This is a genomic window from Mesorhizobium sp. A623, from assembly GCF_054489405.1.
Genome location: NZ_JBTMXB010000017.1, coordinates 1 through 20,026, shown reverse-complemented (window position 1 = coordinate 20,026; position 20,026 = coordinate 1). Strand labels below are relative to the sequence as shown.

The following is a 20,026-nucleotide window of genomic DNA, read 5'->3' as shown; positions in this document are numbered from 1 at the left end:
CTCAGTTTTTCGTCGGCGTCTTGGACGCATACATCAGGGACAGGTATTTTTCGCCACGATCACATAGGAACGTAAGGACGTTCTTCAGGGCAGGGTGGCGGCGCTGCACCTCCCGCGCCGCCCAGAAATTGGCGCCGCTGCTCGGGCCGACGAAGTGGCCCTGTTCGCTTGCCAGTCTTTTTGCTTCCTCAATGGCGATGGCGCTGTCGACGCAAATGACCTCGTCGATTTCGCCCCGGTGGCGCTCGTAGATCGTCGGGATGAAGCCGTCGGAAATGCCTTCGATGCTGTGATCGGCGGCGATGCAGCATTCAATGGTGCGGCTTTCGCTCGGCTCCATCGCGAAGACCTTGAGGGCCGGATTGTGCCACCGGCGCAGCGCCTGCGCCACCCCGATCAGCGTGCCGCCGGTGCCGACGCCCTGCACGATGGCGTCTATCTTCAACCCTGCCGGCAATTGCGCGATGGTTTCGCGGCCCAGCCAATCGCGGTTTTCATCGACGTTCCATTCGTTATCGAATTGCGCCGGGCAGAAGTGATGAGGCTGCTTGCCGAGACGCGTGGCTTCGGCGCGCGCTTCATTGACCTGGAAATTCCCGACGAGACGGATCTCGGCACCGAAGCCGCGCGAAATGCAAGCCCGCTCGTTGCTGTAACCGTCCGGCATGACCACGATCATCTTGTAGCCCTTGGCCGCCGCGACCATCGACAGCGCATTACCGGTATTGCCGCTGGTCGCTTCGACGATGGTATAGCCGGGCTTGATCAGGCCCTCGGCTTCGGCGCGCTCGATCATGTAATTCGCCATTCGCGCCTTGATCGAACCCGACGGATTGAAATATTCGGCTTTCGCATAGACGCCCGGCGACAGCGTCACCAACGGCGTATTGCCGATGCAGGCCAGCACCGAGGTCCTGATCGGGGCCTCAAGCGCGGTCTGAACCGGCGAAGGCATGGGGCTCATTTCCTCAACCGTTTTCAGGCGAGCGTTCGATGTCATTGTCCTGTTCTCCTGTCCGAATTTGCCGACCATGGATAACCCTGTCCGGGTCGCGTTTTCACGCTCTCTATGGGCGCCCGCCCACGTTGAGGGTTGGTACGGACCACGACGCCTGGACTACTTCGTCCCACTGGGCTCCGGCTTCATGAACGCTCGCTGGCTCAGGGCCCCAGTCGAAACGTCTCCAGTTCGGAACGCAAGATGCTTTGCCATTGTCCTTGAGGATTGCTCTTAAGATATACCTGAATTACATCTTAAGCGATGGCTGGGCAATTGCAATGGCACCACTGAGCGATAAACAAAGCCGGTCAATGTCCGCGATCGGCATATAAGAGCGGACAGCGGTGAAGCCGGCCCGGCATTGGCGCGCGAGAACATATAGCTTAGACGCATGTTTGAACGACATGCCTGCTGCCGGGGTTCCCGGATGTCGAAGCTTTCGACTTTCGGTCTGCTCACGGCCGCTATCGTTCTGTGCCTGCGACTACCGAGGAATTTGAGATGCGATTGACCGACTTTTCAGACTATGCCCTGCGCCTGCTGATGTACGCCGGCGCGCAGGGCGATAGGCTGGTTACCATCGAGGAGACCGCGAACCTCTACGGGATTTCGCGCGCCCACCTGATGAAGGTGGCCAACCAGTTGACGCGCACCGGCTTCCTGAGGGCGGTGCGCGGCCGTTCGGGCGGCCTCACCCTCGCGATGCCGCCCGAACGAATCCGCCTGGGAGACGTGTTGCGCGCGACGGAGCCGGATTTCGCCCTGGTCGAATGTTTTCGCAGCGATAATCGCTGCCTGATCACGCCGCGCTGCCGCCTGCGCGGCGTGCTGACGGAGGCGCTGGCGGCTTTCTCGGCGACCGTCGACCGCTATACGCTGGCTGACCTCATGCTCAGCCCGCAAGACTTCGGAATCCGGCCGGCGGCGTAGGTCCACGACCGCTGCGTGATCCCGCCTGCGCGGCGCACTGGCGGCTGGGCGCGGCCGGCATCGAGGCGCGTGTCCATTGGGCTGGCCGGCGGCACATGACGTGTGGATGAAGAATTGATTCTCCTGCCTTGCAGTGTTACGCCTTCAAAGATATATATGTAATGCATCTTAAAGGGTAAGGGCAATGACCAAGCAGGTTTCCGCCGACGAGCGCGTGATCGACGTCAGGCAGATCGATTCACAGCACCGCCACATGGTCGTTCTTCAACTGTTCGAGCACCTGCCTGCCAGTCGGACAATGCAGCTCGTTGCGGATCACGATCCCAAGCCGTTGCGGTTCCAGCTCGAGACGAAACACGGGGCCATTTGCCGGTGGACCTACCTGGAAGAGGGGCCGGATGTCTGGCGCGTCCGGCTTTGCAACAAGCGCGTCAAGGAGACGTCAAATGCGTAGCTCGCCTGCCTCCGTCATGGCCGCGATGCGGCGGACCCTGGACATACCGCGATCGATCTTCGCTCCGGCGGGCCAAGGGTTCGAACCGTCTCGCCCCGAGCAACTGGAGACGCTCTTCAGGGTCGCCGGCCAGACCCTTGGCGAATGCCCTTCATGGGTGCTCATCGCAATCGGGCAGGCCGAGGGTCGCGACCCTCATGTGGCGGAGGTAGAAGAAAGGAAGTTGTCATGCTAAGCAACTCCCATGATTTCGTTCGTCCGGTAGACGACGGCGAACGCACATATCTGGAATCCCTTATCCGTGAAGATTACGATCGGTGCCGCGTCGGCGAGACATTTGCCGATATGAAGCGGCGGATGCCGTTCTCCAGGGAGGACCAAGGCCTCTATCGCGACTGGATGGCCATCGCGGCTGGCCGGGCCGAGGCTCTTCGCGAAGCGGCGCCGATGCTGGTCGCCGCTGAGTGATCGAGTTGCCGAGCGCGGCGGGACGGCACGGTCGCCTGTACTCTAAGCCGCTGCGCGCCTTGTGCTGGAATGATGCCGAGCGGGAGGCAGCGGCCGCCCGGTATGCTGCTCCCGGAGCGTAAGCCATGACCTATGTCGTCACCGACAACTGTATCAAGTGCAAATACATGGATTGCGTCGAGGTGTGTCCAGTGGACTGCTTCTACGAAGGCGAGAACATGCTCGTCATTCACCCTGACGAGTGTATCGACTGTGGCGTATGCGTTCCCGAATGCCCCGCCGAAGCGATCTTTCCCGATACCGATCTGCGTGCCGAGCCTAAATGGCTTGAGCAAAATCATAGATACGCATCGATCTGGCCGAACATTCCTCGAAAGAAGATACCGCCTGCCGATGCGGACGCCTGGAATGGCGTGGCCGACAAGTTCGATGCCTACTTTAGCGAGAAGCCGGGCGAGGAATAAAGCGCCGACGATTGGCGAAGGGATTGGTCACCTGCATCCGAGCATAGAGGCCTGGTGGCATAGCGTCGCGTGATCTACGATGACGGCAGACGCCAAGCGCCGCATGGCCTCCAACTATTCATGGCGCCGTGAAAGGAGAAACACAAATGTCCGAGGGATTGTATCCGGCTGCTACCGGGGAATTTGCGAAGAAACGTCGCGAGCTCGCGCCGGACACCGAGGCGGCGTTCCAGGCGTTCAGCCAGAAAGTTTTTGCCGAAGGTGCGCTGCCGGTAAAGGTCAAGCAGCTCATCGCCGTGGCCGTGGCGCATGTCACGCAGTGTCCGTATTGCATCAAGGGGCACACCAAGGCTGCGTTGCGCCATGGCGCCAGCGAGCAGGAATTGATGGAAGCGATCTGGGTCGCCGCGGAAATGCGGGCAGGCGGCGCCTATGCCCATTCCGCGCTCGCGCTTGAGCAAATAGAAAAATCGGCGTTGCCCAAGACCGCTTGATCGGCGCGATCGGTTTGAAAGTAAAGTGCCGGCAAATGATGGGCTGATTTCGACTGAAGCCGATGCGGTTACGTGGAGCTTAGGTTTCGAGGGTAGGCACGTCGCCATAGTGCCGCCGGGCTTCCAGTGTTGTGTGCAGGATAGGGGCAATTTTCATGACAAGCAACGTGTTTTCGCGCTCTTCTCCGGTCAGGCCGCTGGCAGAGGACGATAATCGTTCGCCGGCCCAATGCATTGATGAACAACGCCCGGCTGCCAGCCTTCGTCTTGGTGACAACCGCGCCTCCCCGGCGTATCCGACATTTAGTTTATCGGTCGCATGTGACGAGATACTCGTTCAATGAATTGTAGCGCTTCTTCCGGTTCCACGAATGGTTGTCTAGGGTTACAGCATTCGTGCTGATGGCAAGCAAGCCGCCTTATATCGCTTCGGTAATGCCAAAGCCGCCCTCGCCAGCGCTTTTCACCGTTGACGATTACGCGCTTCCATCGAGGGGAGAGAGCTCGGTTTGGCTGGACAGTTTAGCAGCGAGCGGTGCTTGTTAGGGGGGCCGCCTCTGCGTTTCTCCGGATAGGAGTTATTTGTCAATGACCTCGTAGCCGCTCTTTTTCCAAGCGATCATCCCGCCCGATAAGTGTGACACTTGGGTGAATCCAAGTTTTGTCAATTCTTGTGCTGCTATCTCGCTCATACGTCCACTTTGGCAATAGAGGACGATCTTTGCCGATTTATCCTTCGGCAATTTATCAAGGTTGTCTGCAATCTTATCGAAGACGATAAAGGCATCAGTATTTTTAATTTCACCCTGATATGGCGTGTGGACGTTCACAAAAAAGAAGTCTTTTTTCTCCAGCATCACGGCCAGCTGAAGACTCGTCAGCGTCGTGAATTTCACTTCCGCGGCCTGGGTAGAGCCACCGAATATCGCGGCGGCTGCCGCTATCGCCATCAGAAGCGCGGTCCGTCGATCGATTTTACTTTTTCCCGATTCCATTTCGTTGCCTTCCTATTCCTTGCAACCCTGCCTCGACACGTAGCGGCTAGCACGGGACGTGTCGAACGGTCATCACGCACCTGCTACAGAATGACCGGGAGAACGGGCGAACTCAAACCCTTCACAAGCCAGTCACGCGGCCTCGAGATAAACTAAGCTTTTCCTCTGCCGCAACTGGTCGGAGACATCCTTCTGCAGACCGGCCGCATTGCTGTCCTGGCAGGGAGCGTGTGTCGCGTGGTGCTGCGCTGCTAATCAATAGAGCGTGATGACGGTGGGCAGAACATCAATTGCTAGCAGATATTCGAAAAGTCCGATGATGGGAGAGCCGTGCCAGAAGATGGGGCCTCTGAGGAGCTTCCGCTTCAGGGCACACTTCAACGCGGCCTTGGTTTCCTTCCGCCTCCGTTCGTGTGCTCCGAGGTGCGTCACGATGTTAGGCATGGTTCCCTCTGAGCGTTTGCCACAATACAAGCGACGAGGACCACCACGTGTCCATTCGCCGGACGGAAATCATTATCGAGGCTGGTCGATGACGAAACTGATCAGCGGCGATAAGGAGCAGATCATTTCGGAACTCGTCACGGTGGAGAGCACGGTGACTGAGGCGGCGCGACACCACGACGTCGATCGCTCCACGGTGTATAGGTGGGCCTCGAATTTGTGTGGTGGGGCAGGGCCAAAAAACCCTGCGTGCTCTTGCGGTGCGAGTTTTCAACAAGAGTACCGCGACGGAGACGTCCAGCGATATGATGGTCGAATGGCTGTAGCCGACCCGGCCTGATCGAGCTCGATCTTGGTGGCAGCCGGTACGTGCGGGTTGGAGACCAATTCAATGTCGGTCTTTGCGTGTTATTGATGTTCTGGACCGCCGATGATCCCAGTTCGGGCGGACCTGCGGGTGTCACCGGCCACTGGGCACACGGATGTTCACAACACTCCAGCCTCGTTTCGTTGTTTTTTTCTTTGCCTCAGCGCAAAGCGACTCTGTTGCTGAGCAGCTAATGCTTTCCAAAATGCGCGACTTGAAATCAAGGGGATGCAATGAACTACGTTATTTATCTGGGCGGCCTCTCCGTTGCCTTGGTGGTCATCCTGTCGTTTATGGGGTTCGTTTGATTAGGGTTGGGATTTCGCCTTTAGCGTCTCTTGCGAAGGTGGGACTGATTGATTCATTGGCTGCGCAAAGACGTGTTACCCATGCGTAACTGATCTGGTTGTCGGAGGCGCAGATGCGCCATATTTTCCGTTGTCACCCCGAGTGCCGAGAGTCTCTGACTGCCGGACCACCTGCGGAAGCGGCAATTTTCCTTTGGTTGGCGGCGCGCGCGCGCCGCTCCTGCCCCTACGATTGAGGTGGCTCATACAAGCATGCCATTGCCGTTCTGCTGAACTATCTCGATGCTCCCGGTGTGATCGCGGACCATCACCATTCATGGCCGTCCTTCAGAGCCTCGAGCGGGACACACTTGCGATGTTGCTCGCCAAACAGGCGCAAGGCGATCTGGTATCACGCTGTGGTTCGAGGCGGGGCTGGTTTCAGTACGCCAGACGGATTTACGGCGGGATTATGCGGCGCCGTCATCGATCCAGAACCGATCAAGCGTCAGGCCGAAGTGGTGTTGTCGGGCAGCCATTCACACGTGTTTCCTTTCGGGGCTTCTGTCCTCTTCATCGTTAGAGCACCTGCGTAGGGAATAAGCGGAAGCGACCAAGACCGCATTGCGCGTAGCCTTTGCTGCCAGAGCGAACCGATTGGGATGGCCATGACCAGTCAAGATTTCTCTGGAATGTAAATGTTCACAATCCATTCCAAAAGACCGACCATTACCAGTGAAAATATTATAATTGCCAAGCGACGCGAGCATCGCCGAGTTTGCGGTCAACTACCAGTTGGAGGAGTCTTTCTGAATGCCCGGACCCTATGTTGTTCCCGTCCACGGGGATGCCGAATTGCCCAAGGAAGTGGATGTCGTCGTCATCGGCGGAGGGATCATTGGCGCGTCGACGGCACTGGAACTTTCGGAGCAGCGTTTGCGCGTGGCGCTGTGTGAAAAAGGCGGCATCGGGCAGGAACAATCGAGCCGCAACTGGGGCTGGGTCCGCATCTCTCGGCGCGATCCGCGCGAAGTGCCGCTGATGGCCGAAGCGTTGCGGCTGTGGAGCAATCTCGATCAGCGTACCGGCAGGGATACGGGCTACCGGCGCGCCGGTATCGTCTTTGCCTGCGCCACCGACCGGGAATACGCGGATCACGAGGCATGGAACCACAATCTCGACGGCTACCAGCTCGATTCGCGCATGCTCGACGCATCACAATTCCAGGAAATGTTCCCGGACTCGACCATGAAACTCAAGGGCGGGCTCTACACCCCGGCCGATGGGCGGGCGGAGCCGCAAAAGGCCGCGCCCGCCATCGCCGAGGCTGCCCGCGCGAAGGGCGCATCGGTTCTGACCGAATGCGCGGTGCGCGGCATCGAGACGAGCGGCGGCGCGGTCAGCGGGGTCGTCACCGAGCGTGGACCGATCGCCTGCAAGGCGGTCGTTCTGGCAGGCGGCGCCTGGTCAAGTTTGTTTTCGGGCATGCTCGGCATCGATCTGCCGCAACTGAAAGTCATGAATTCGGTGCTGCGAACGAAGCCGCTCGAAGGTGGCCCGGAGCAGGCGATATGGGCGAGCGACTTTGCCTTGCGCAAGCGCCAGGACGGTGGCTACACGATTGCGTCGGGCCATGAAAACGTCGTTGACATCGTGCCGAAATCCTTCCGCTATGCGCGCGATTTCCTGCCCGCCTTGCGCAAGGAATGGCGGTCGCTGAACTTCCGGCTCGGCGGACGCTTCCTCGACGAAGCGCGTATCGCCAACCGCTGGAAGATGGATGAGGCCAGCCCGTTCGAATACTGCCGCGTGCTCGATCCGAAGCCCGCGACGAAGCATTCGGATATGGCTCTCGCCAATTTGAAAAAGGCTTTTCCAGTGTTTGAAAAGGCCGAGATTGCGCAGCGATGGGCAGGTTACATCGATGTTACGCCGGATGCGGTACCCGTCATTTCGAAGATCGACGGCATCCCCGGCTTTCATATCGCTACCGGATTTTCAGGCCATGGTTTCGGCATCGGTCCGGCGGCGGGCAGGCTCATGGCCGACCTCGTCACCGATCGCCCGCCCGTGGTCGACCCGAAAAGCTTCCGCTTCTCCCGCTTTTCGGACGGCTCGAAGATCGAGTTGATCAGCGGGTTCTGAAGCATCGACTTCGCCCGATGCCCGAACGATGCAAGTCTGCAGCGACCTCGAGCACACCAAGCAGCGGACGAAGTGTTGCATAACGATCTGAATGGCGTGGTTGCCTCTGTCTCGTTCTGACCAAACTACGCTCTGCGGTTCTCGCCAGTATTTTTGAATTTTTCGGCAAGAGTTGTTGCCAAAAATTCAACTACTGCACGGATGCGGGCGGTGTGGCGTAGGTCTTCGTGAGTGAGCAGCCATAGATCGAGGCTGAACGTGTCGGGCACCTCGGCGACGCGGATCAGGTCGGGCTTTTGCTCGGCAATGGCGCAGGGCAACACGGCCAGGCCGAGGCCCGCCTTGGCCAGCCTTACAGTGCAGGCAACCGAGTTCGAGCGGACGACCGGCTGCACACCCGGTAGGAATTGCTCGAAGCGGCCGGCCAGGGGCGCATGCGCGCTGTCGAGGCCGATCCAGTCATGCTGCGACAGTTCCATATCGGGATGGGCGGAACAGTAGGCCGGTGCACCGTATATCGCGAAATCTAACCGCCCGACCCGCCGCCCCACCAGTGTTTCGGGTGGCGTGTTGCCGATCCTCAAGGCGATGTCGGTTTCGCGCCGTGACAGATTGAGCGCTTCGTTGCCGACCACCATCTCGATCTCGATACCCGGATAGGCAGTGCGGAACCGGGCGAGGAGGTCGGGCAGTAGCCAGAATGCGAGAATGTCGGTGGCGGTGATACGTACGGTACCGCTCAGCCGCAGATCCTGGCCTGTGACGGTACGATCAAGAGTAGCAACGTCGGCTTCAATACGTTCGACGATACCCAGCGTTTCCTCGCCCGCCGGAGTCAGCGCATAGCCACTCGGTAACCGTTCGAACAATCGCACGCCCAGCGTCGTCTCGAAGCCGGCAATCCGGCGAAACACCGTGGAATGGTTGACGCCAAGGCTGCGCGCCGCGCCCGACAGGCTTCCGGTTCGCGCGACCGCTAGAAACACCCGCAAATCGTCCCAGTTCGCAACCTGTGCATTCATGCAAAGCTACCTTTCGGCTTTTGCCAATCCTTGTGCGCGGATTGCATACCTATCTTTAGCTCACAAACAACGCCGATCAATCGAAAGGATCAAGCCATGACCGCAACACCCATTCGGACCCTGCTGCGCAGCGACGAACTGTCTTGCCCAAGCTGTGTGCCCAAGATCGAGAAGTCGCTGCTGGCGTTGCCTGGCGTAACCAAGGCCGTGGTAAAATTCTCCAGCGGGCGCATCGAGATCGAGCATGATCCAGCACTCAGCGACGTGGCCGCTCTGGTCAATTCGGTCGCCAAGGTGGGCTATGTCGCCAAGCCATCGGCATTCTGATCAGATTTCTGTGCCAGCAGCGGCGCGAAAGCCGAACTCCATTTCTTACCCAATACTTCCGAGCCCTGTCGTTTCCTGCGGCAGGGCTTACCTGTGAAGGAGACGTTCCATGTTATCCCGGTTGATCGCCGTTTACCGAAACCCCGCCGATCGGCGCAAATGGCTGACCATTGCCAGTGGCCTGTTCATCACCGCCGCGCTGGTTGCCTTTTACGGTTTCGGGCTGGCCGCCCCCTGGGCGCCGCTGATGACGATTGCCGCGGTCCTAGCCGGCTATGACATTGCGCTCAGGGCCTGGGCATCGCTGCGACTGCGCCATCTCAGCATCGAACTGCTGGTCGTCGTCGCCGCCATCGGTGCACTGTTCATCGACAATCACTGGGAATCCGCCGCGGTCACCTTTCTGTTCATGCTGGGAGCATGGCTGGAAACGCGCACCATGAGCCGCACCCGTGGCGCGCTGAAGGCGCTGCTTGACGCCGCACCCGTGACTGCAACCGTGCTGCGGGATGGCCAACCGGTCGAGGTCGCCGCCCATGAGGTGATGCTGGGCGAAACGGTCCTGGTCAAAGCCGGCCAGCGCCTGCCGGTCGACGGCGAAGTGATCGAGGGCACCGCCGCCGTCAATGAGGCGGCCATCACCGGCGAGCCGATCCCGGCGGAAAAGGCGCCCGGCTCGCGCGTCTTTGCCGGAACGCTGGCTGAAAACGGCTTGCTGCAGCTGCGCGCCACCGGCGTTGGTGCCGACACCACGCTGGCGCGTATCATCAGCCGCGTCGAGGAGGCGCAGGAGGCCAAGGCCCCGGCCCAACGGATGATTGAAAGCTTTGGTCGCTGGTATACGCCGGGCGTGTTCGTGATGGCGGTCGTTAGCTACACTGTCACGCGCGACATCGAGCTGGCGCTGACGCTGCTCGTCGTCAGTTGCCCCGGTGCGCTAGTGATCTCGACGCCCGTTTCCGTGGTGGCCGGGATCGGGCGGGCAGCTCGCGCCGGCATCCTGATCAAGGGCGGCGAGCATCTGGAAAATGCCGGGCGCATCACCGCGCTGGCGCTCGACAAGACGGGCACGCTGACCGAAGGCCAGCCACGCCTGGCGGAAATCGTAGCGCTGGCGGGCAAGAGCAGGCAAGACGTTTTGTTGTGGGCGGCGATTGCCGAGACAGGCTCGAACCACCCGCTGGGCCGGCCGATCATCGAGGCGGCGCGCGCAGAGGGGCACCTACCCACCGCCGAGACGCTGGAGGAAATCGCCGGCATGGGCCTGATCGCCCGCCACGACGGCGCGCAGATCGCCGTCGGCAGCCACCGCCTGTTCGACCATCTCGGCATTGCGTTTGACGCCGAGGCCAAGGCCGGCATTGCCCGCCTGCACGGGCTTGGCCACACCGTGGTCATCGTGGCGCATAACGGCGAGATAGTTGGCCTGCTGGGATTGGCCGACATGCCACGCGCCAGCGCCAAGCCGATGATCGACCGGCTGCATGCGCTCGGCGTGCGCCGGGTGGTGATGCTGACCGGCGACCAGCGCCCGGCCGCCGAGGCGATTGCCGCCGCCGTCGGCGTGGACGAGGTCCATGCCGCCATGATGCCTGACCACAAGCTCGACCAAATCCGGGCCATGCGGGCCGAAGGTTTTCGCGTAGCGATGGTCGGCGATGGCATCAACGACGCCCCGGCTCTGGCGGCCGCCGATATCAGCATCGCTATGGGCGCCAGCGGCAGCGACATCGCCATCGAGACAGCGGACATCGCGCTGATGACCGACGATCTGGGCAAGATCGCCGAGGCGATGGAAATCTCGCGCGCTACGCTGACCAATATGCGCCAGAACCTGGTCATCGCCGTCCTGACGGTGCTGGGCCTGCTGGTCGGCGTCTATACCGGCTCCATCCACATGGCGGGCGGCATGCTGGTGCATCAACTGTCGGTGCTGATCGTCATCCTCAACGGCATGCGCCTGCTGCGCGTTCCATCTGCGGCGAGGGAAAGCACGGCCATCGCGCCGACAGCCGAACGCGCTACCGCCTAGAGGAGCCGGCACAAGCCTTAAAACCCGCGCCGCATCGGTGCGGGTTCCATGTTACGAGGTATGGCGCCAGAAATTTGGAACCGGAATTTGATATGAAGCCCGTCAAAGATCGTCGTGAATGGGACAATGTTCTCGATTTCTGGTTTCCCGAAGGACGCTCGCTGGATGTCGATGCGCAGGCGCACAGCGCGCATTGGTTCTGGAGGATGCAGGGCGGCGCGGATGACGAGATCGTGGCGCGCTTTGCCAGCCTTACCGAGCAGGCGGCCAAAGGTGTGCTTGATCACTGGGCGCTGGACCCGCATGGAAGGCTGGCGCTGATCGTCATCCTCGATCAGTTCTCACGTTCTGTCTGGCGAAACAGTGCGCGCGCCTATTCGCACGACGTTCGCGCATTGGCGCTGGCGACCGAGGGGTTTTCGAACGGTCACTATTCCTCGCTGGAAACCCCGTGGTTTCAGGTGGTTTTTGGTTTGCCGTTAGGCCATTGCGAAGGTCCCGACCATTTGCAACGCCTCGACCGCCTGATCGGTGTTCGCGGGAAAATAATGGCAGACACTCCGGTCCCGCTGCGGCCGATCTATGCGTCCCTGGTCATGCAAGCCCACGACGTTCGCAAAGTCATTGCAGCGTTCGGCCGCCACCCGCATCGCAATGCGGTTCTCGGCCGGATATCGGCCGCTGCCGAGGAGGCCTATATCGCAAAAGGCGCGTTCCCGCATCGGAGAGCGTTTCAGTAGCATTTTCTTGCCCTGCGCCTGCTCCCTGTGGGTGAATCTCCATGTCTTCACGGAAAAGGCGCAACGTGGTTTGGGTAGGGTCGCTCGCCGGCCACCCAAACGGAAACACCCGAGATAACGTTTCTGGACAGAATGTAATGCAGCCGAGGAGCGATCGGACAGCCCACGTGATGTCACCGTGCGCCGCGGGTGGTCGTTGGCCATTTACCTGAATGCCGCAAACGAGCGTGGCTACTCCTCGAAGACGAGACGCAGCCGATCGTCGACCGGGACTTGCCGACCGAGGTTTCTCTCGATACCACCAACCTGACCGACGGGCGAATTCGCGGCCGAAATCCATGGCGAAGCCAAGGTCCTTGAGCGCGAGGTCTATGCTGAAGGCGACGTCATAGCTTCCATTGAGGACGAGCTGGCCTTCGGTTTCATGCACGAAGCTGCTGCCGGAACTGGCCTTGATCGCCGCCTACGCCTGGCCGAGGTCCAGCCCGGCGCGCTTAGCCAGCATCAGGGCTTCGCCATCGGCGACGAGATGGATGAAAGCCAGCATGTTGGTGATAACCTTGATCACCGATGCGCTGCCGAGCGGGCCCATGTGGAAGATCTTGTCGCCCATGGCTTCAAGAGCCGGGCGATGCAGCTCGAACAGGTCGTTGTCGCCGCCGACCAGCATGGTGATCTTGCCCTGGGTGGCAAGATGAACACCGCCGGTCACCGGCGGTTCCATCGTTCTCACGCCTTTGTCGGCTCCGACTGTTCGAGCCAGCGCATCAAGCGGCTTGTCGCGCTTTCAGGGTCAGTGCCTTTCCGAGACGTGGCATAGTAGCCTCGATCCGATCGGACGACTTCGCTGGATACGCGCAGCAGAGCGCCGGTTTCGATGTATTGATCCAGAAGGCCGGACCAACACAGGGCGATTCCCTGGCCGGCGAGTGCTGCGCTGATCAGCAAGGCGTAGCTATCGAAGTCGATGGTGTTGAGCCTTGCAACAGCCGGCGCTCCGGTAGCTTCCAGCCATGTCTGCCAATCATGCCACCGTCCCGATCCATCGGCGAGTTGCAACAGGCGTTCCTGCTTCAGCACGGCAAGTTCGATCGGTCTGGGACGGTCACGGAGATAGATCGGGCTGCACACGGCGTACACTTTTTCCCCGAGAATCCGGCTTGAGGTCACGCCCGGCCAGTTCCCTGTTCCGAAACGCACATGAATGTCGGCTTGGGGTTCCTCGCCGATCTGGTCGCCTGTCATCAGGCTAAGCTTGTATTCCGGAAAGCTGGCTTCCAGTTCGGTAAGGCGGGGCACCAGCCAGAACGAAAGGAACCCGGGGGCGGCGGCGATCGTTATCTTCGAGCCATCATGCCGCGAGCGAATATCCATGACCTCGGCTTCCAGGCGGCTGAGGCCTGATCGCAGGACGTCGAACAGTCTCTGGCCAACCGGGGTCAGCCGTAACGGCCTGCGGGCTCGTGAAAATACCGGCACGCCAAGATCGGCTTCGAGCGCGGCGACCCTGCGGCTGATGGCGGGTTGGGAGACATTCAACTCGCTCGCGGCATGCGTGAAGGTGCCATGCCGCGCTGCCGCATCGAAGGCCAACAGGTCGGAAAAAGACGGAAGGATGGAAGGCATCATAACCTCAGCGTATGATTCCATGGCCTTTTAGCACGTGGAACAGGACGGACAAAATCCGGTATTCAAGGAGGCTACTGTCGATCTCGTCCAGGCAGGGCGTGCCCAACTGTCTTGATGGCTGGGTAAATTGGCAGGGACAGGGACGTTTGGAGGTCAAAATGAGCTTGTCCGCTGAAGTGTTGGAAAGACCGTCACCTGAGAGCCGTTCGCGCCGCTCCGGTGGGCGCGAGGCGCGGCGCGCCATGCGAGCGGCACCGCTCGCCGATGACATCAGGCCGGTGCGCCCCGGAATGGAGGGCGGCCGCTATGCGCCGCTCAGCCCCAACGACCTCGATCGCGTCCACGAAGCCGTGCTGACGCTGCTTGAGACGGTAGGCTTCGCCAATGCTATCCCTTCCTGCATCGAGGCGCTGACCCGTGCCGGCGCAACCTATGGCGAGGACGGTCGCATCCGCTTCCCGCGCAACCTTGTTCTCGAAACGATCCAAAAGGCCGCCCGCAACTTCACGCTTTACGGGCAAGACCCGAGGCACGACATGGTGATCCAAGGCAAGCGCGTGCATTACGGCACAGCGGGTGCGGCGGTTCACCTCGTCGATGTCGAAAAGCGCCTGTACAGGGAATCGCTGCTGCAAGATATCTACGACGCCGCCCGCCTCGTCGAAGGGCTGGACAATATTCATTTCTTCCAGCGGCCGATGGTGCCGCGCGACATTCCCGATCCGCTGGAGATGGATTTCAACACGCTCTATGCCTGTGTCATGGGAACCTCCAAGCATGTCGGTACGTCGTTTACCGTGCGCGAGAACGTGGCGCCCGCGCTGGAGATGCTCTATGCGATTGCCGGCGGCGAGGAGAATTTCCGCGCGCGGCCGTTCGTGTCCAATTCCAATTGCTTTGTCGTGCCGCCAATGAAGTTTGCGGAGGATGCCTGCGGCGTGCTGGAAGCCTGCGTGGAGGGCGGCATTCCGATCCTGCTGCTCTCGGCCGGGCAGGCTGGTGCTACGGCTCCGGCTGCAATTGCCGGCGCCGTCGTCCAGGCGGTGGCCGAGGTGCTGGCTGGGTTGGTCTATGTCAACGCCATCAAGCCCGGCCATCCCGCCATCTTCGGCACATGGCCGTTCGTGTCGGACCTCAGGACTGGCGCCATGTCCGGCGGTTCGGCCGAGCAAGCCGTGCTGACGGCCGCCTGCGCACAGATGGCGCAGTTCTACGACCTGCCGGGCGGCTCTGCCGCCGGCATGACGGATTCCAAAATGCCCGACATCCAGTCCGGCTACGAAAAGGGTATCACCGACGTCATGGCCGGCCTGGCGGGCCTCAATCTCGTCTACGAATCGGCGGGGATGCACGCTTCGCTGCTGGGCTTCTGCCTGGAAAGCCTGATTATCGACAACGACATGCTCGGGCACTGCCAGCGCTGCGTTCGCGGCATTGAGGTGACGGATGAGGCGCTTTCGGTCGCCACCATATCAGATGTTTGCCTGAACGGCCCCGGCCACTATCTCGGCCATGAGCAGACGCTGAAGCTGATGCAGACGGAGTATTTCTACCCCGCCGTCGGCGATCGCTTTTCGCCCAAGGAATGGAACGAGAAAGGCAAGCCCGATATCTTGCAGCGAGCCATTGCCGAGAAAAAGCGGGTGCTGGCCGAGCGGTTTCCTCGCCATGTTCCGCGCACAACAGATGACTGGCTACGTGAGCGTTTCGAGAACCTGATCAAGTTGCCGAGGAGTGGGATGGGCGGCTTATCCATGGACGACTAAGGCGCCATGTTGATCAAGACAGTGTCAGCGGAGCAAGTGGATGCGCTCACCTGACTGCCATCAAGAACGGCTACCTGATCGCCCGTGAATTTAGGCGACATCAGCCAGGTTCGCCCACTGCAACACTGCGCTTAGCCCATGCTTCTCGTCCACAGCAGCCGGACAAAACTGACGAGGGAAGGTGCCTCGCGAACGAGGCGAATACCGAGATTGTCTGGTGCCAAGCCCGCCGCACAACCTCCGCTCTTGCCGTCGCGGATGAAGTTGGACATGTAGCCGCGATGACGGCCACCGACTACGCGAACGCCACAATTTTCGGTGCTCTGTGCGATCTGCCCATCGACGGCCACCGTCGCACGCACGTAGCACGTCGCCGTCCAGTCCCAGACATTGCCGGCGACGTCGGCCAGGCCCTTGCTGTTCAGCCCGAAATGACCGAGCGGTTTGGGCTCGGCGTCACGCTCGCCGACACCACTTTCGGCGCGATAGCGGGCCAGCCACCGGACAGCCGGGTTCGCGTTGTCCTGCTCGAGGCCGAGCGCATCGTCGGTCATGCGTTCGGCGGCCGCGAAGGCCCATTCCTCATCGCTGGGCAGGCGCCAGTTTTCTCCGGTTTTTTGGGACAGCCAGGCCGCATAGGCCGTGGCGTCGCGATAGCTGACGCCGGTGACCGGAACATCTCCGTAGGCATTACGCCCGCTATCCGGCGCCTCGCAGGCATCATCGGCGACGCAGGCGGCATAGTCGGCCGCACTGACCTGATATTTCATCATCTCGAAACCGCGCCTGAAAGTTACCTTGCGCTTCGGCGCATCTACCGGCCAGTCGGCCTTGAGATATTCGCCCGGAAGCCGGAAATCAAAGGAACCGGGGGCCACAGACACCATCGCTACAGTCGAGGCAGCCTGATCTATGTGCTGACGCAGGGCCGGGCCGGTGGCAAAGGCCAATGCCACGGCCGTGGCCGCGAGAGCCGCCGGGATCATCAATCGCATGACCGTATCCTCCAGACATGACGGCCCGCCGGAACCCGCCGGGCCGTCATTTGCCTAATCGCTTCTGCCCGTCAGAGGGAGGCGATCGGAGCCGGCGCGCTCACCTGCGCCATCAGGTCGTTGTCCCACTCGCCTTCCACCATGATGTGCGCGGTAGCGCCCAGTTCAGCCGCCTCGATGAGGTTGTGGTTGACGTAGGCGTAGATGCCCGGCTGCCGGAAGGTGTAGAGCGCCGCCCCGGCCGAACCGCCGCGTACGAACCAGGTCTCGAGGTCCCTGGCGGGCGGGTTGTGGAACTTGCCCAACTCCCACACATGGTCGCCGTGGCCGCCGATCAGGTGCGGGCGCGTGTCACGGTTGGCCTGCGCGTGGACGAACAGGACCGTTTCGCCGACATTGGCCTTGAGAGCGTTGTCCCCGGTGAGCGCGCCGACCTTGCCGTTGAACACCACATGGGTCGGGATCAGGCCGCGCATCACTTTGAGCGTCTCATCATAACTCTCGCCAAGCGATGCGTACTCCTTGAACTTACCGTTCTCGTCGCGCGGGATGTAGAACTCGTTCTCGCCGATATAGAAGATGCGATCGTACTTCAGCCGCTTGCCGTTCTCATCCTTCAACCCATCGCGTGGAAGCACCATGACGGTGCCGCTCATACCCGCCACGACGTGCCAGGGGATCATCCCCGCAGGGGCACAGTGATAGACGAAAGTACCGGCGCGCGTTGCCTTGAAGCGCAGCGTCGCCTGCTCGCCGGGGTTGACCTCCGTCAGCGCGGCACCGCCCAGCGCGCCCGTTGCGGCATGGAAGTCGACATTGTGCGGCATTTCATTGGTTTCGGGATTGATAAGCGTCAGCTCTACATAATCTCCTTCGTGGACCACCATCATCGGTGCCGGGATCGAGCCATTGTCGGTCATCGCCTGCATGGTCGTTCCGTCCTCGTCGATGATCATCGGCTGTTCCTTCACGATCAACTGGAACTCGACGATCTTGGGGCCGCCGCTGGCGACCTGTTCATGCGCATGCACGAAGGGTGGGGTCACCAGCGTTACGCGTTCGCGCGGCAGGGTGCTTATATCCGCTATTGGGGACCGTGCGTTTGCGGGCGTTGCCGCCACCGCCGTCAGCAGGGCCGCCGTGGCCACCCCGGTCATCGTTCCAAACAGGGCTTCGCGTCTCGTCAACATTTCCACTCTCCTTCGTGGCTTTTATTGTCACCAGACGTACGCTTGCCCCCTCCAGATTCTTTGTTGCAGAGCAACATTTCGACCCTGTTCGCGGCTGCGACGCCCTGCCGCATCGGGCGCGACCCTCTGCGGCCAACACAGAGCAGGACCGCTGACGGCTAGGATATGGCTTCCTTGATTTCTGCAAGTGCATCCGGCCTACGGATGACGACGTATCGATGAGCGCTCGATACGATGCCGTCTTTCTCCCAGGCACTCAGGGTCCGGCTGACGGTGTGGAGGGTCGTTCCCGCCAACTCCGCCAGATCCTGGCGCGATAGCGGAAAGGAAATCTCGACGCCTTGAGCCGTTCGTCGCCCTGCCTGATGCGCGAGGCGCGTCAAAGTGTGGGCAATGCGGCGCTCGACGGTCTCGGTGGAAAGCTCGCGCAGCCGGGTCTGTGTTTCCTGGTAGCGCGTGCCAAGCACCGCAACCGCATTCATCGCGATCTGCGCATACTTGCTCATCAACTGCCGGATGGTATTCGCGGACCAGGCAAACAGATGTGTGTCGTCAACGGCGGAAACCGTCCCGGGATAGTCGGGAATCCCCGCGAGCGCGGCATAGCCTGCCAATTCGCCGGGGCCAAGATAGCGCAATGCGACCTGGACGCCGTCGGGCGTGGTCTGCGTCGCGCGCAAGCGACCGACGATGACGACATATAAATCGGCCGCCGCATCGCCTTGGTGATAAAGCACCTCCCTTTTGGCAATGCGCTTGCGCGAAGCCGCCCGGCGCACCTCGTCGAGGATCTCCGTCGGCAGAGAACGGAAAATCTCGGTACCCGCCAGTATATTCAGGTCCGCTTGCCCGTCCATCATCGTCTGCGCTTCCGATCTCCTATCCATCCGACATGACGGTCATGCGGTCAGTGCCCGACGCGGTGCTTCGCACGGCATAAACAGCATATCTTGTTTTGCCGCAAAACCAGATACGCTACGATGCCTTAGTAGTGCCGCCATGGTGCATCCCACCTTGCTGCGTTAACAATTGTTGCCCCGAAAAATCGTTGTCGGCCTTTTTCGGCAGTCGATCTGCTTATAATGTGGAAACGACAAAGGATATTGTTGCGAACCATGCTGACCATCGACAAGACAGATCTGTCGCGCCATCACGTCCCCCGGACTGTTTCCGACCGGATCGCCTATCGTCTGGTCCGCATGGTGCAGTTCGTCGCCGGTGCGCTGTTCGGCCGGCGCTACCGACACCGAACGATCGTGCTCGAAACCATTACGGCGGTTCCCGGCATGGTGGCGGCGACACTGCTTCATCTCAAATGCCTGCGCCTCATGATCGACGATCGCGGCTGGATTCGGGTGTTGATGAATGAGGCCGAGACCCAGCGGGTCCATCTGATGGTGTTCGTATCGATAGACCGCCCTAACCTGTTCGAGCGCCTTGTGGTGTTGATCGCGCAAGGGCTGTTTTACAACGCCCACTTCCTGCTTTATCTATTCTCCCCGCGCACCGGCCACCGCATCGCCGGTTACTTTGCCGAAGATGCCGTGCGCGGCTACGGTCAGTATCTCGATGAGATTCGCGATGGCCGGCAGGAAAACCCGCCGGCGCCTGCGTTGGCGATTGCCTACTGGAACCTGCCGCCCGAGGCGCAGTTGAGCGATGCCATTGCTGCGATCCAGGAAGACGAGGCTCTCCACAGGGACATCAACCATAGCTTTGCCGATGCGTTGGAAAGTGGGCATAATCTGCCTGGGCCACCCCGGATCGTTCCGTGACCTCGTCGCACATCACTGAGTTAAGCTAAAACTGGCCGCAAGTCAGATTCAGCATAGCGACCGTCGGTATGGTCATGGCGAAGTTATGAGCATACCAGCATCGCCAATAAGGGCCGGTCGTGTCGGCGACAGCAAGGCCGCGCATTCAGATCTGTTCAATTCCAAAATGACCATGTCGGACTCTCCTACGGCACGCCGAATTTGAAGGCATTATCGCACGACAAGCACAGGTACCTTGGCGGTGGCCAGCACCTCGGTGGTTTGACTACCCAGCAATAATCGGCTGATACCACGCCGACCATGCGACGACATGACAATCAGACTGCACCCGAGCTGGTCTGCCGTTTCCACGATGGCCGTAGCCGGTCGCGTGTCGGGGACGTGACCAATGCCGCAAGCTACTCCCATCTTGTCAGATACCGCCTTGAATAGCCCCGTGTTTTGTAGACGCTCCCAGGTTACGTTTTCTGCTGCCGTTCGAATTCGACGGGCGACAGCATCC

At 60.7% G+C, this 20,026-nt stretch carries 19 protein-coding genes and 1 pseudogene; 11 read left to right on the top strand and 9 right to left on the bottom strand.

All coding sequences use genetic code 11. The annotated features are described in order from the left end of the window. Nucleotide 1 precedes the first annotated feature (1 nt). A complete protein-coding gene (locus tag ACX3P1_RS17485; RefSeq protein WP_459080882.1) occupies nt 2-1,000 on the bottom strand; it encodes a PLP-dependent cysteine synthase family protein in 999 nt (332 codons plus the stop codon). 501 nt (nt 1,001-1,501) lie between these two features. Between ACX3P1_RS17485 and ACX3P1_RS17480 the strand changes: the two genes are divergently transcribed. The 5 genes from ACX3P1_RS17480 to ACX3P1_RS17460 all read left to right on the top strand — a co-directional run bounded on the left by ACX3P1_RS17480 (nt 1,502) and on the right by ACX3P1_RS17460 (nt 3,810). Next, complete coding sequence (locus ACX3P1_RS17480) at nt 1,502-1,930, top strand: RrF2 family transcriptional regulator (protein WP_459080881.1); 429 nt, start codon at nt 1,502-1,504, stop codon at nt 1,928-1,930. A 184-nt stretch (nt 1,931-2,114) separates the two neighbouring features. After that, complete coding sequence (locus ACX3P1_RS17475; RefSeq protein ID WP_459080880.1) at nt 2,115-2,384, top strand: DUF2249 domain-containing protein; 270 nt, start codon at nt 2,115-2,117, stop codon at nt 2,382-2,384. A gap of 228 nt (nt 2,385-2,612) precedes the next feature. Then, on the top strand, nt 2,613-2,852 hold the full coding sequence (locus ACX3P1_RS17470) for a hypothetical protein (RefSeq protein ID WP_459080879.1): 240 nt from the start codon (nt 2,613-2,615) through the stop codon (nt 2,850-2,852). Between the two features lie 125 nt (nt 2,853-2,977). After that, complete coding sequence (gene fdxA / locus ACX3P1_RS17465; RefSeq protein ID WP_459080878.1) at nt 2,978-3,316, top strand: ferredoxin FdxA; 339 nt, start codon at nt 2,978-2,980, stop codon at nt 3,314-3,316. 146 nt (nt 3,317-3,462) lie between these two features. After that, nucleotides 3,463-3,810: a carboxymuconolactone decarboxylase family protein gene (locus ACX3P1_RS17460; protein WP_459080877.1), complete on the top strand. Its 348-nt coding sequence runs from the start codon at nt 3,463-3,465 to the stop codon at nt 3,808-3,810. 578 nt (nt 3,811-4,388) lie between these two features. Here the strand turns inward: ACX3P1_RS17460 and ACX3P1_RS17455 are convergent. Further along, nucleotides 4,389-4,805, bottom strand: a complete 417-nt coding sequence (locus tag ACX3P1_RS17455; protein ID WP_459080876.1) for a rhodanese-like domain-containing protein — start codon at nt 4,803-4,805, stop codon at nt 4,389-4,391. Between the two features lie 1,911 nt (nt 4,806-6,716). Between ACX3P1_RS17455 and ACX3P1_RS17450 the strand changes: the two genes are divergently transcribed. Then, nucleotides 6,717-8,048: an NAD(P)/FAD-dependent oxidoreductase gene (locus ACX3P1_RS17450; RefSeq protein WP_459080875.1), complete on the top strand. Its 1,332-nt coding sequence runs from the start codon at nt 6,717-6,719 to the stop codon at nt 8,046-8,048. 125 nt (nt 8,049-8,173) lie between these two features. On the opposite strand, the gene ACX3P1_RS17445 is transcribed toward ACX3P1_RS17450, so the two are convergent. Beyond that, nucleotides 8,174-9,070 carry a LysR family transcriptional regulator gene (locus ACX3P1_RS17445; RefSeq protein WP_459080874.1) on the bottom strand — a complete coding sequence of 299 codons (897 nt, stop codon included), beginning with the start codon at nt 9,068-9,070 and terminating at the stop codon, nt 8,174-8,176. Between the two features lie 96 nt (nt 9,071-9,166). Between ACX3P1_RS17445 and ACX3P1_RS17440 the strand changes: the two genes are divergently transcribed. The 3 genes from ACX3P1_RS17440 (at nt 9,167) to ACX3P1_RS17430 (ending at nt 12,169) form a co-directional block, all read left to right on the top strand. Further along, nucleotides 9,167-9,397, top strand: a complete 231-nt coding sequence (locus ACX3P1_RS17440) for a heavy-metal-associated domain-containing protein (RefSeq protein WP_459080873.1) — start codon at nt 9,167-9,169, stop codon at nt 9,395-9,397. Nucleotides 9,398-9,506: 109 nt separating this feature from the next. Further along, nucleotides 9,507-11,429: a heavy metal translocating P-type ATPase gene (locus ACX3P1_RS17435; RefSeq protein WP_459080872.1), complete on the top strand. Its 1,923-nt coding sequence runs from the start codon at nt 9,507-9,509 to the stop codon at nt 11,427-11,429. A gap of 92 nt (nt 11,430-11,521) precedes the next feature. Further along, complete coding sequence (locus tag ACX3P1_RS17430) at nt 11,522-12,169, top strand: DUF924 family protein (protein ID WP_459080871.1); 648 nt, start codon at nt 11,522-11,524, stop codon at nt 12,167-12,169. Between the two features lie 319 nt (nt 12,170-12,488). Here ACX3P1_RS17430 and ACX3P1_RS17425 read toward each other — a convergent pair. Both ACX3P1_RS17425 and ACX3P1_RS17420 read right to left on the bottom strand, forming a co-directional pair. After that, nucleotides 12,489-12,908: pseudogene (locus tag ACX3P1_RS17425) on the bottom strand (NAD(P)-dependent oxidoreductase); the annotation flags it as partial. Continuing rightward, a complete protein-coding gene (locus ACX3P1_RS17420) occupies nt 12,899-13,795 on the bottom strand; it encodes a LysR substrate-binding domain-containing protein (protein ID WP_459080944.1) in 897 nt (298 codons plus the stop codon). The pseudogene ACX3P1_RS17425 and the gene ACX3P1_RS17420, both read right to left, overlap by 10 nt. A 161-nt stretch (nt 13,796-13,956) precedes the next feature. Between ACX3P1_RS17420 and ACX3P1_RS17415 the strand changes: the two genes are divergently transcribed. Continuing rightward, nucleotides 13,957-15,564: a trimethylamine methyltransferase family protein gene (locus tag ACX3P1_RS17415; RefSeq protein ID WP_459080870.1), complete on the top strand. Its 1,608-nt coding sequence runs from the start codon at nt 13,957-13,959 to the stop codon at nt 15,562-15,564. Between the two features lie 131 nt (nt 15,565-15,695). Here ACX3P1_RS17415 and ACX3P1_RS17410 read toward each other — a convergent pair whose 3' ends face one another. From ACX3P1_RS17410 to ACX3P1_RS17400, 3 genes are all read right to left on the bottom strand, one after another. Beyond that, the gene (locus ACX3P1_RS17410; RefSeq protein WP_459080869.1) at nt 15,696-16,559 is read right to left on the bottom strand and encodes an SUMF1/EgtB/PvdO family nonheme iron enzyme; all 864 of its coding nucleotides are present in this window, start codon (nt 16,557-16,559) and stop codon (nt 15,696-15,698) included. Between the two features lie 71 nt (nt 16,560-16,630). Further along, nucleotides 16,631-17,749 (bottom strand): copper-containing nitrite reductase, encoded by a 1,119-nt coding sequence (nirK, locus tag ACX3P1_RS17405; RefSeq protein WP_459080868.1) that lies wholly within the window; start codon nt 17,747-17,749, stop codon nt 16,631-16,633. A 158-nt stretch (nt 17,750-17,907) separates the two neighbouring features. Continuing rightward, nucleotides 17,908-18,609, bottom strand: a complete 702-nt coding sequence (locus tag ACX3P1_RS17400) for a Crp/Fnr family transcriptional regulator (RefSeq protein ID WP_459080867.1) — start codon at nt 18,607-18,609, stop codon at nt 17,908-17,910. A 255-nt stretch (nt 18,610-18,864) separates the two neighbouring features. Here ACX3P1_RS17400 and ACX3P1_RS17395 point away from each other — a divergent pair, with 255 nt between their 5' ends. After that, complete coding sequence (locus tag ACX3P1_RS17395; RefSeq protein ID WP_459080866.1) at nt 18,865-19,524, top strand: alternative oxidase; 660 nt, start codon at nt 18,865-18,867, stop codon at nt 19,522-19,524. A gap of 210 nt (nt 19,525-19,734) precedes the next feature. Here the strand turns inward: ACX3P1_RS17395 and ACX3P1_RS17390 are convergent. Next, nucleotides 19,735-20,026: universal stress protein (locus ACX3P1_RS17390; protein ID WP_459080865.1), on the bottom strand; the 292-nt coding region annotated here is incomplete at its 5' end.

Bases quoted from the DNA above. Each gene is read 5' to 3' on its own strand.
- ACX3P1_RS17420 (WP_459080944.1), bottom strand. From the start codon at position 13,795: ATGCCTTCCATCCTTCCGTCTTTTTCCGACCTGTTGGCCTTCGATGCG.
- nirK (WP_459080868.1), bottom strand. From the start codon at position 17,749: ATGTTGACGAGACGCGAAGCCCTGTTTGGAACGATGACCGGGGTGGCC.
- ACX3P1_RS17455 (WP_459080876.1), bottom strand. From the start codon at position 4,805: ATGGAATCGGGAAAAAGTAAAATCGATCGACGGACCGCGCTTCTGATG.
- ACX3P1_RS17480 (WP_459080881.1), top strand. From the start codon at position 1,502: ATGCGATTGACCGACTTTTCAGACTATGCCCTGCGCCTGCTGATGTAC.
- ACX3P1_RS17400 (WP_459080867.1), bottom strand. From the start codon at position 18,609: ATGATGGACGGGCAAGCGGACCTGAATATACTGGCGGGTACCGAGATT.
- ACX3P1_RS17410 (WP_459080869.1), bottom strand. From the start codon at position 16,559: ATGCGATTGATGATCCCGGCGGCTCTCGCGGCCACGGCCGTGGCATTG.
- ACX3P1_RS17435 (WP_459080872.1), top strand. From the start codon at position 9,507: ATGTTATCCCGGTTGATCGCCGTTTACCGAAACCCCGCCGATCGGCGC.
- ACX3P1_RS17475 (WP_459080880.1), top strand. From the start codon at position 2,115: ATGACCAAGCAGGTTTCCGCCGACGAGCGCGTGATCGACGTCAGGCAG.
- ACX3P1_RS17430 (WP_459080871.1), top strand. From the start codon at position 11,522: ATGAAGCCCGTCAAAGATCGTCGTGAATGGGACAATGTTCTCGATTTC.
- ACX3P1_RS17485 (WP_459080882.1), bottom strand. From the start codon at position 1,000: ATGACATCGAACGCTCGCCTGAAAACGGTTGAGGAAATGAGCCCCATG.
- ACX3P1_RS17440 (WP_459080873.1), top strand. From the start codon at position 9,167: ATGACCGCAACACCCATTCGGACCCTGCTGCGCAGCGACGAACTGTCT.
- ACX3P1_RS17395 (WP_459080866.1), top strand. From the start codon at position 18,865: ATGCTGACCATCGACAAGACAGATCTGTCGCGCCATCACGTCCCCCGG.
- ACX3P1_RS17470 (WP_459080879.1), top strand. From the start codon at position 2,613: ATGCTAAGCAACTCCCATGATTTCGTTCGTCCGGTAGACGACGGCGAA.
- ACX3P1_RS17445 (WP_459080874.1), bottom strand. From the start codon at position 9,070: ATGAATGCACAGGTTGCGAACTGGGACGATTTGCGGGTGTTTCTAGCG.
- ACX3P1_RS17450 (WP_459080875.1), top strand. From the start codon at position 6,717: ATGCCCGGACCCTATGTTGTTCCCGTCCACGGGGATGCCGAATTGCCC.
- fdxA (WP_459080878.1), top strand. From the start codon at position 2,978: ATGACCTATGTCGTCACCGACAACTGTATCAAGTGCAAATACATGGAT.
- ACX3P1_RS17460 (WP_459080877.1), top strand. From the start codon at position 3,463: ATGTCCGAGGGATTGTATCCGGCTGCTACCGGGGAATTTGCGAAGAAA.
- ACX3P1_RS17415 (WP_459080870.1), top strand. From the start codon at position 13,957: ATGAGCTTGTCCGCTGAAGTGTTGGAAAGACCGTCACCTGAGAGCCGT.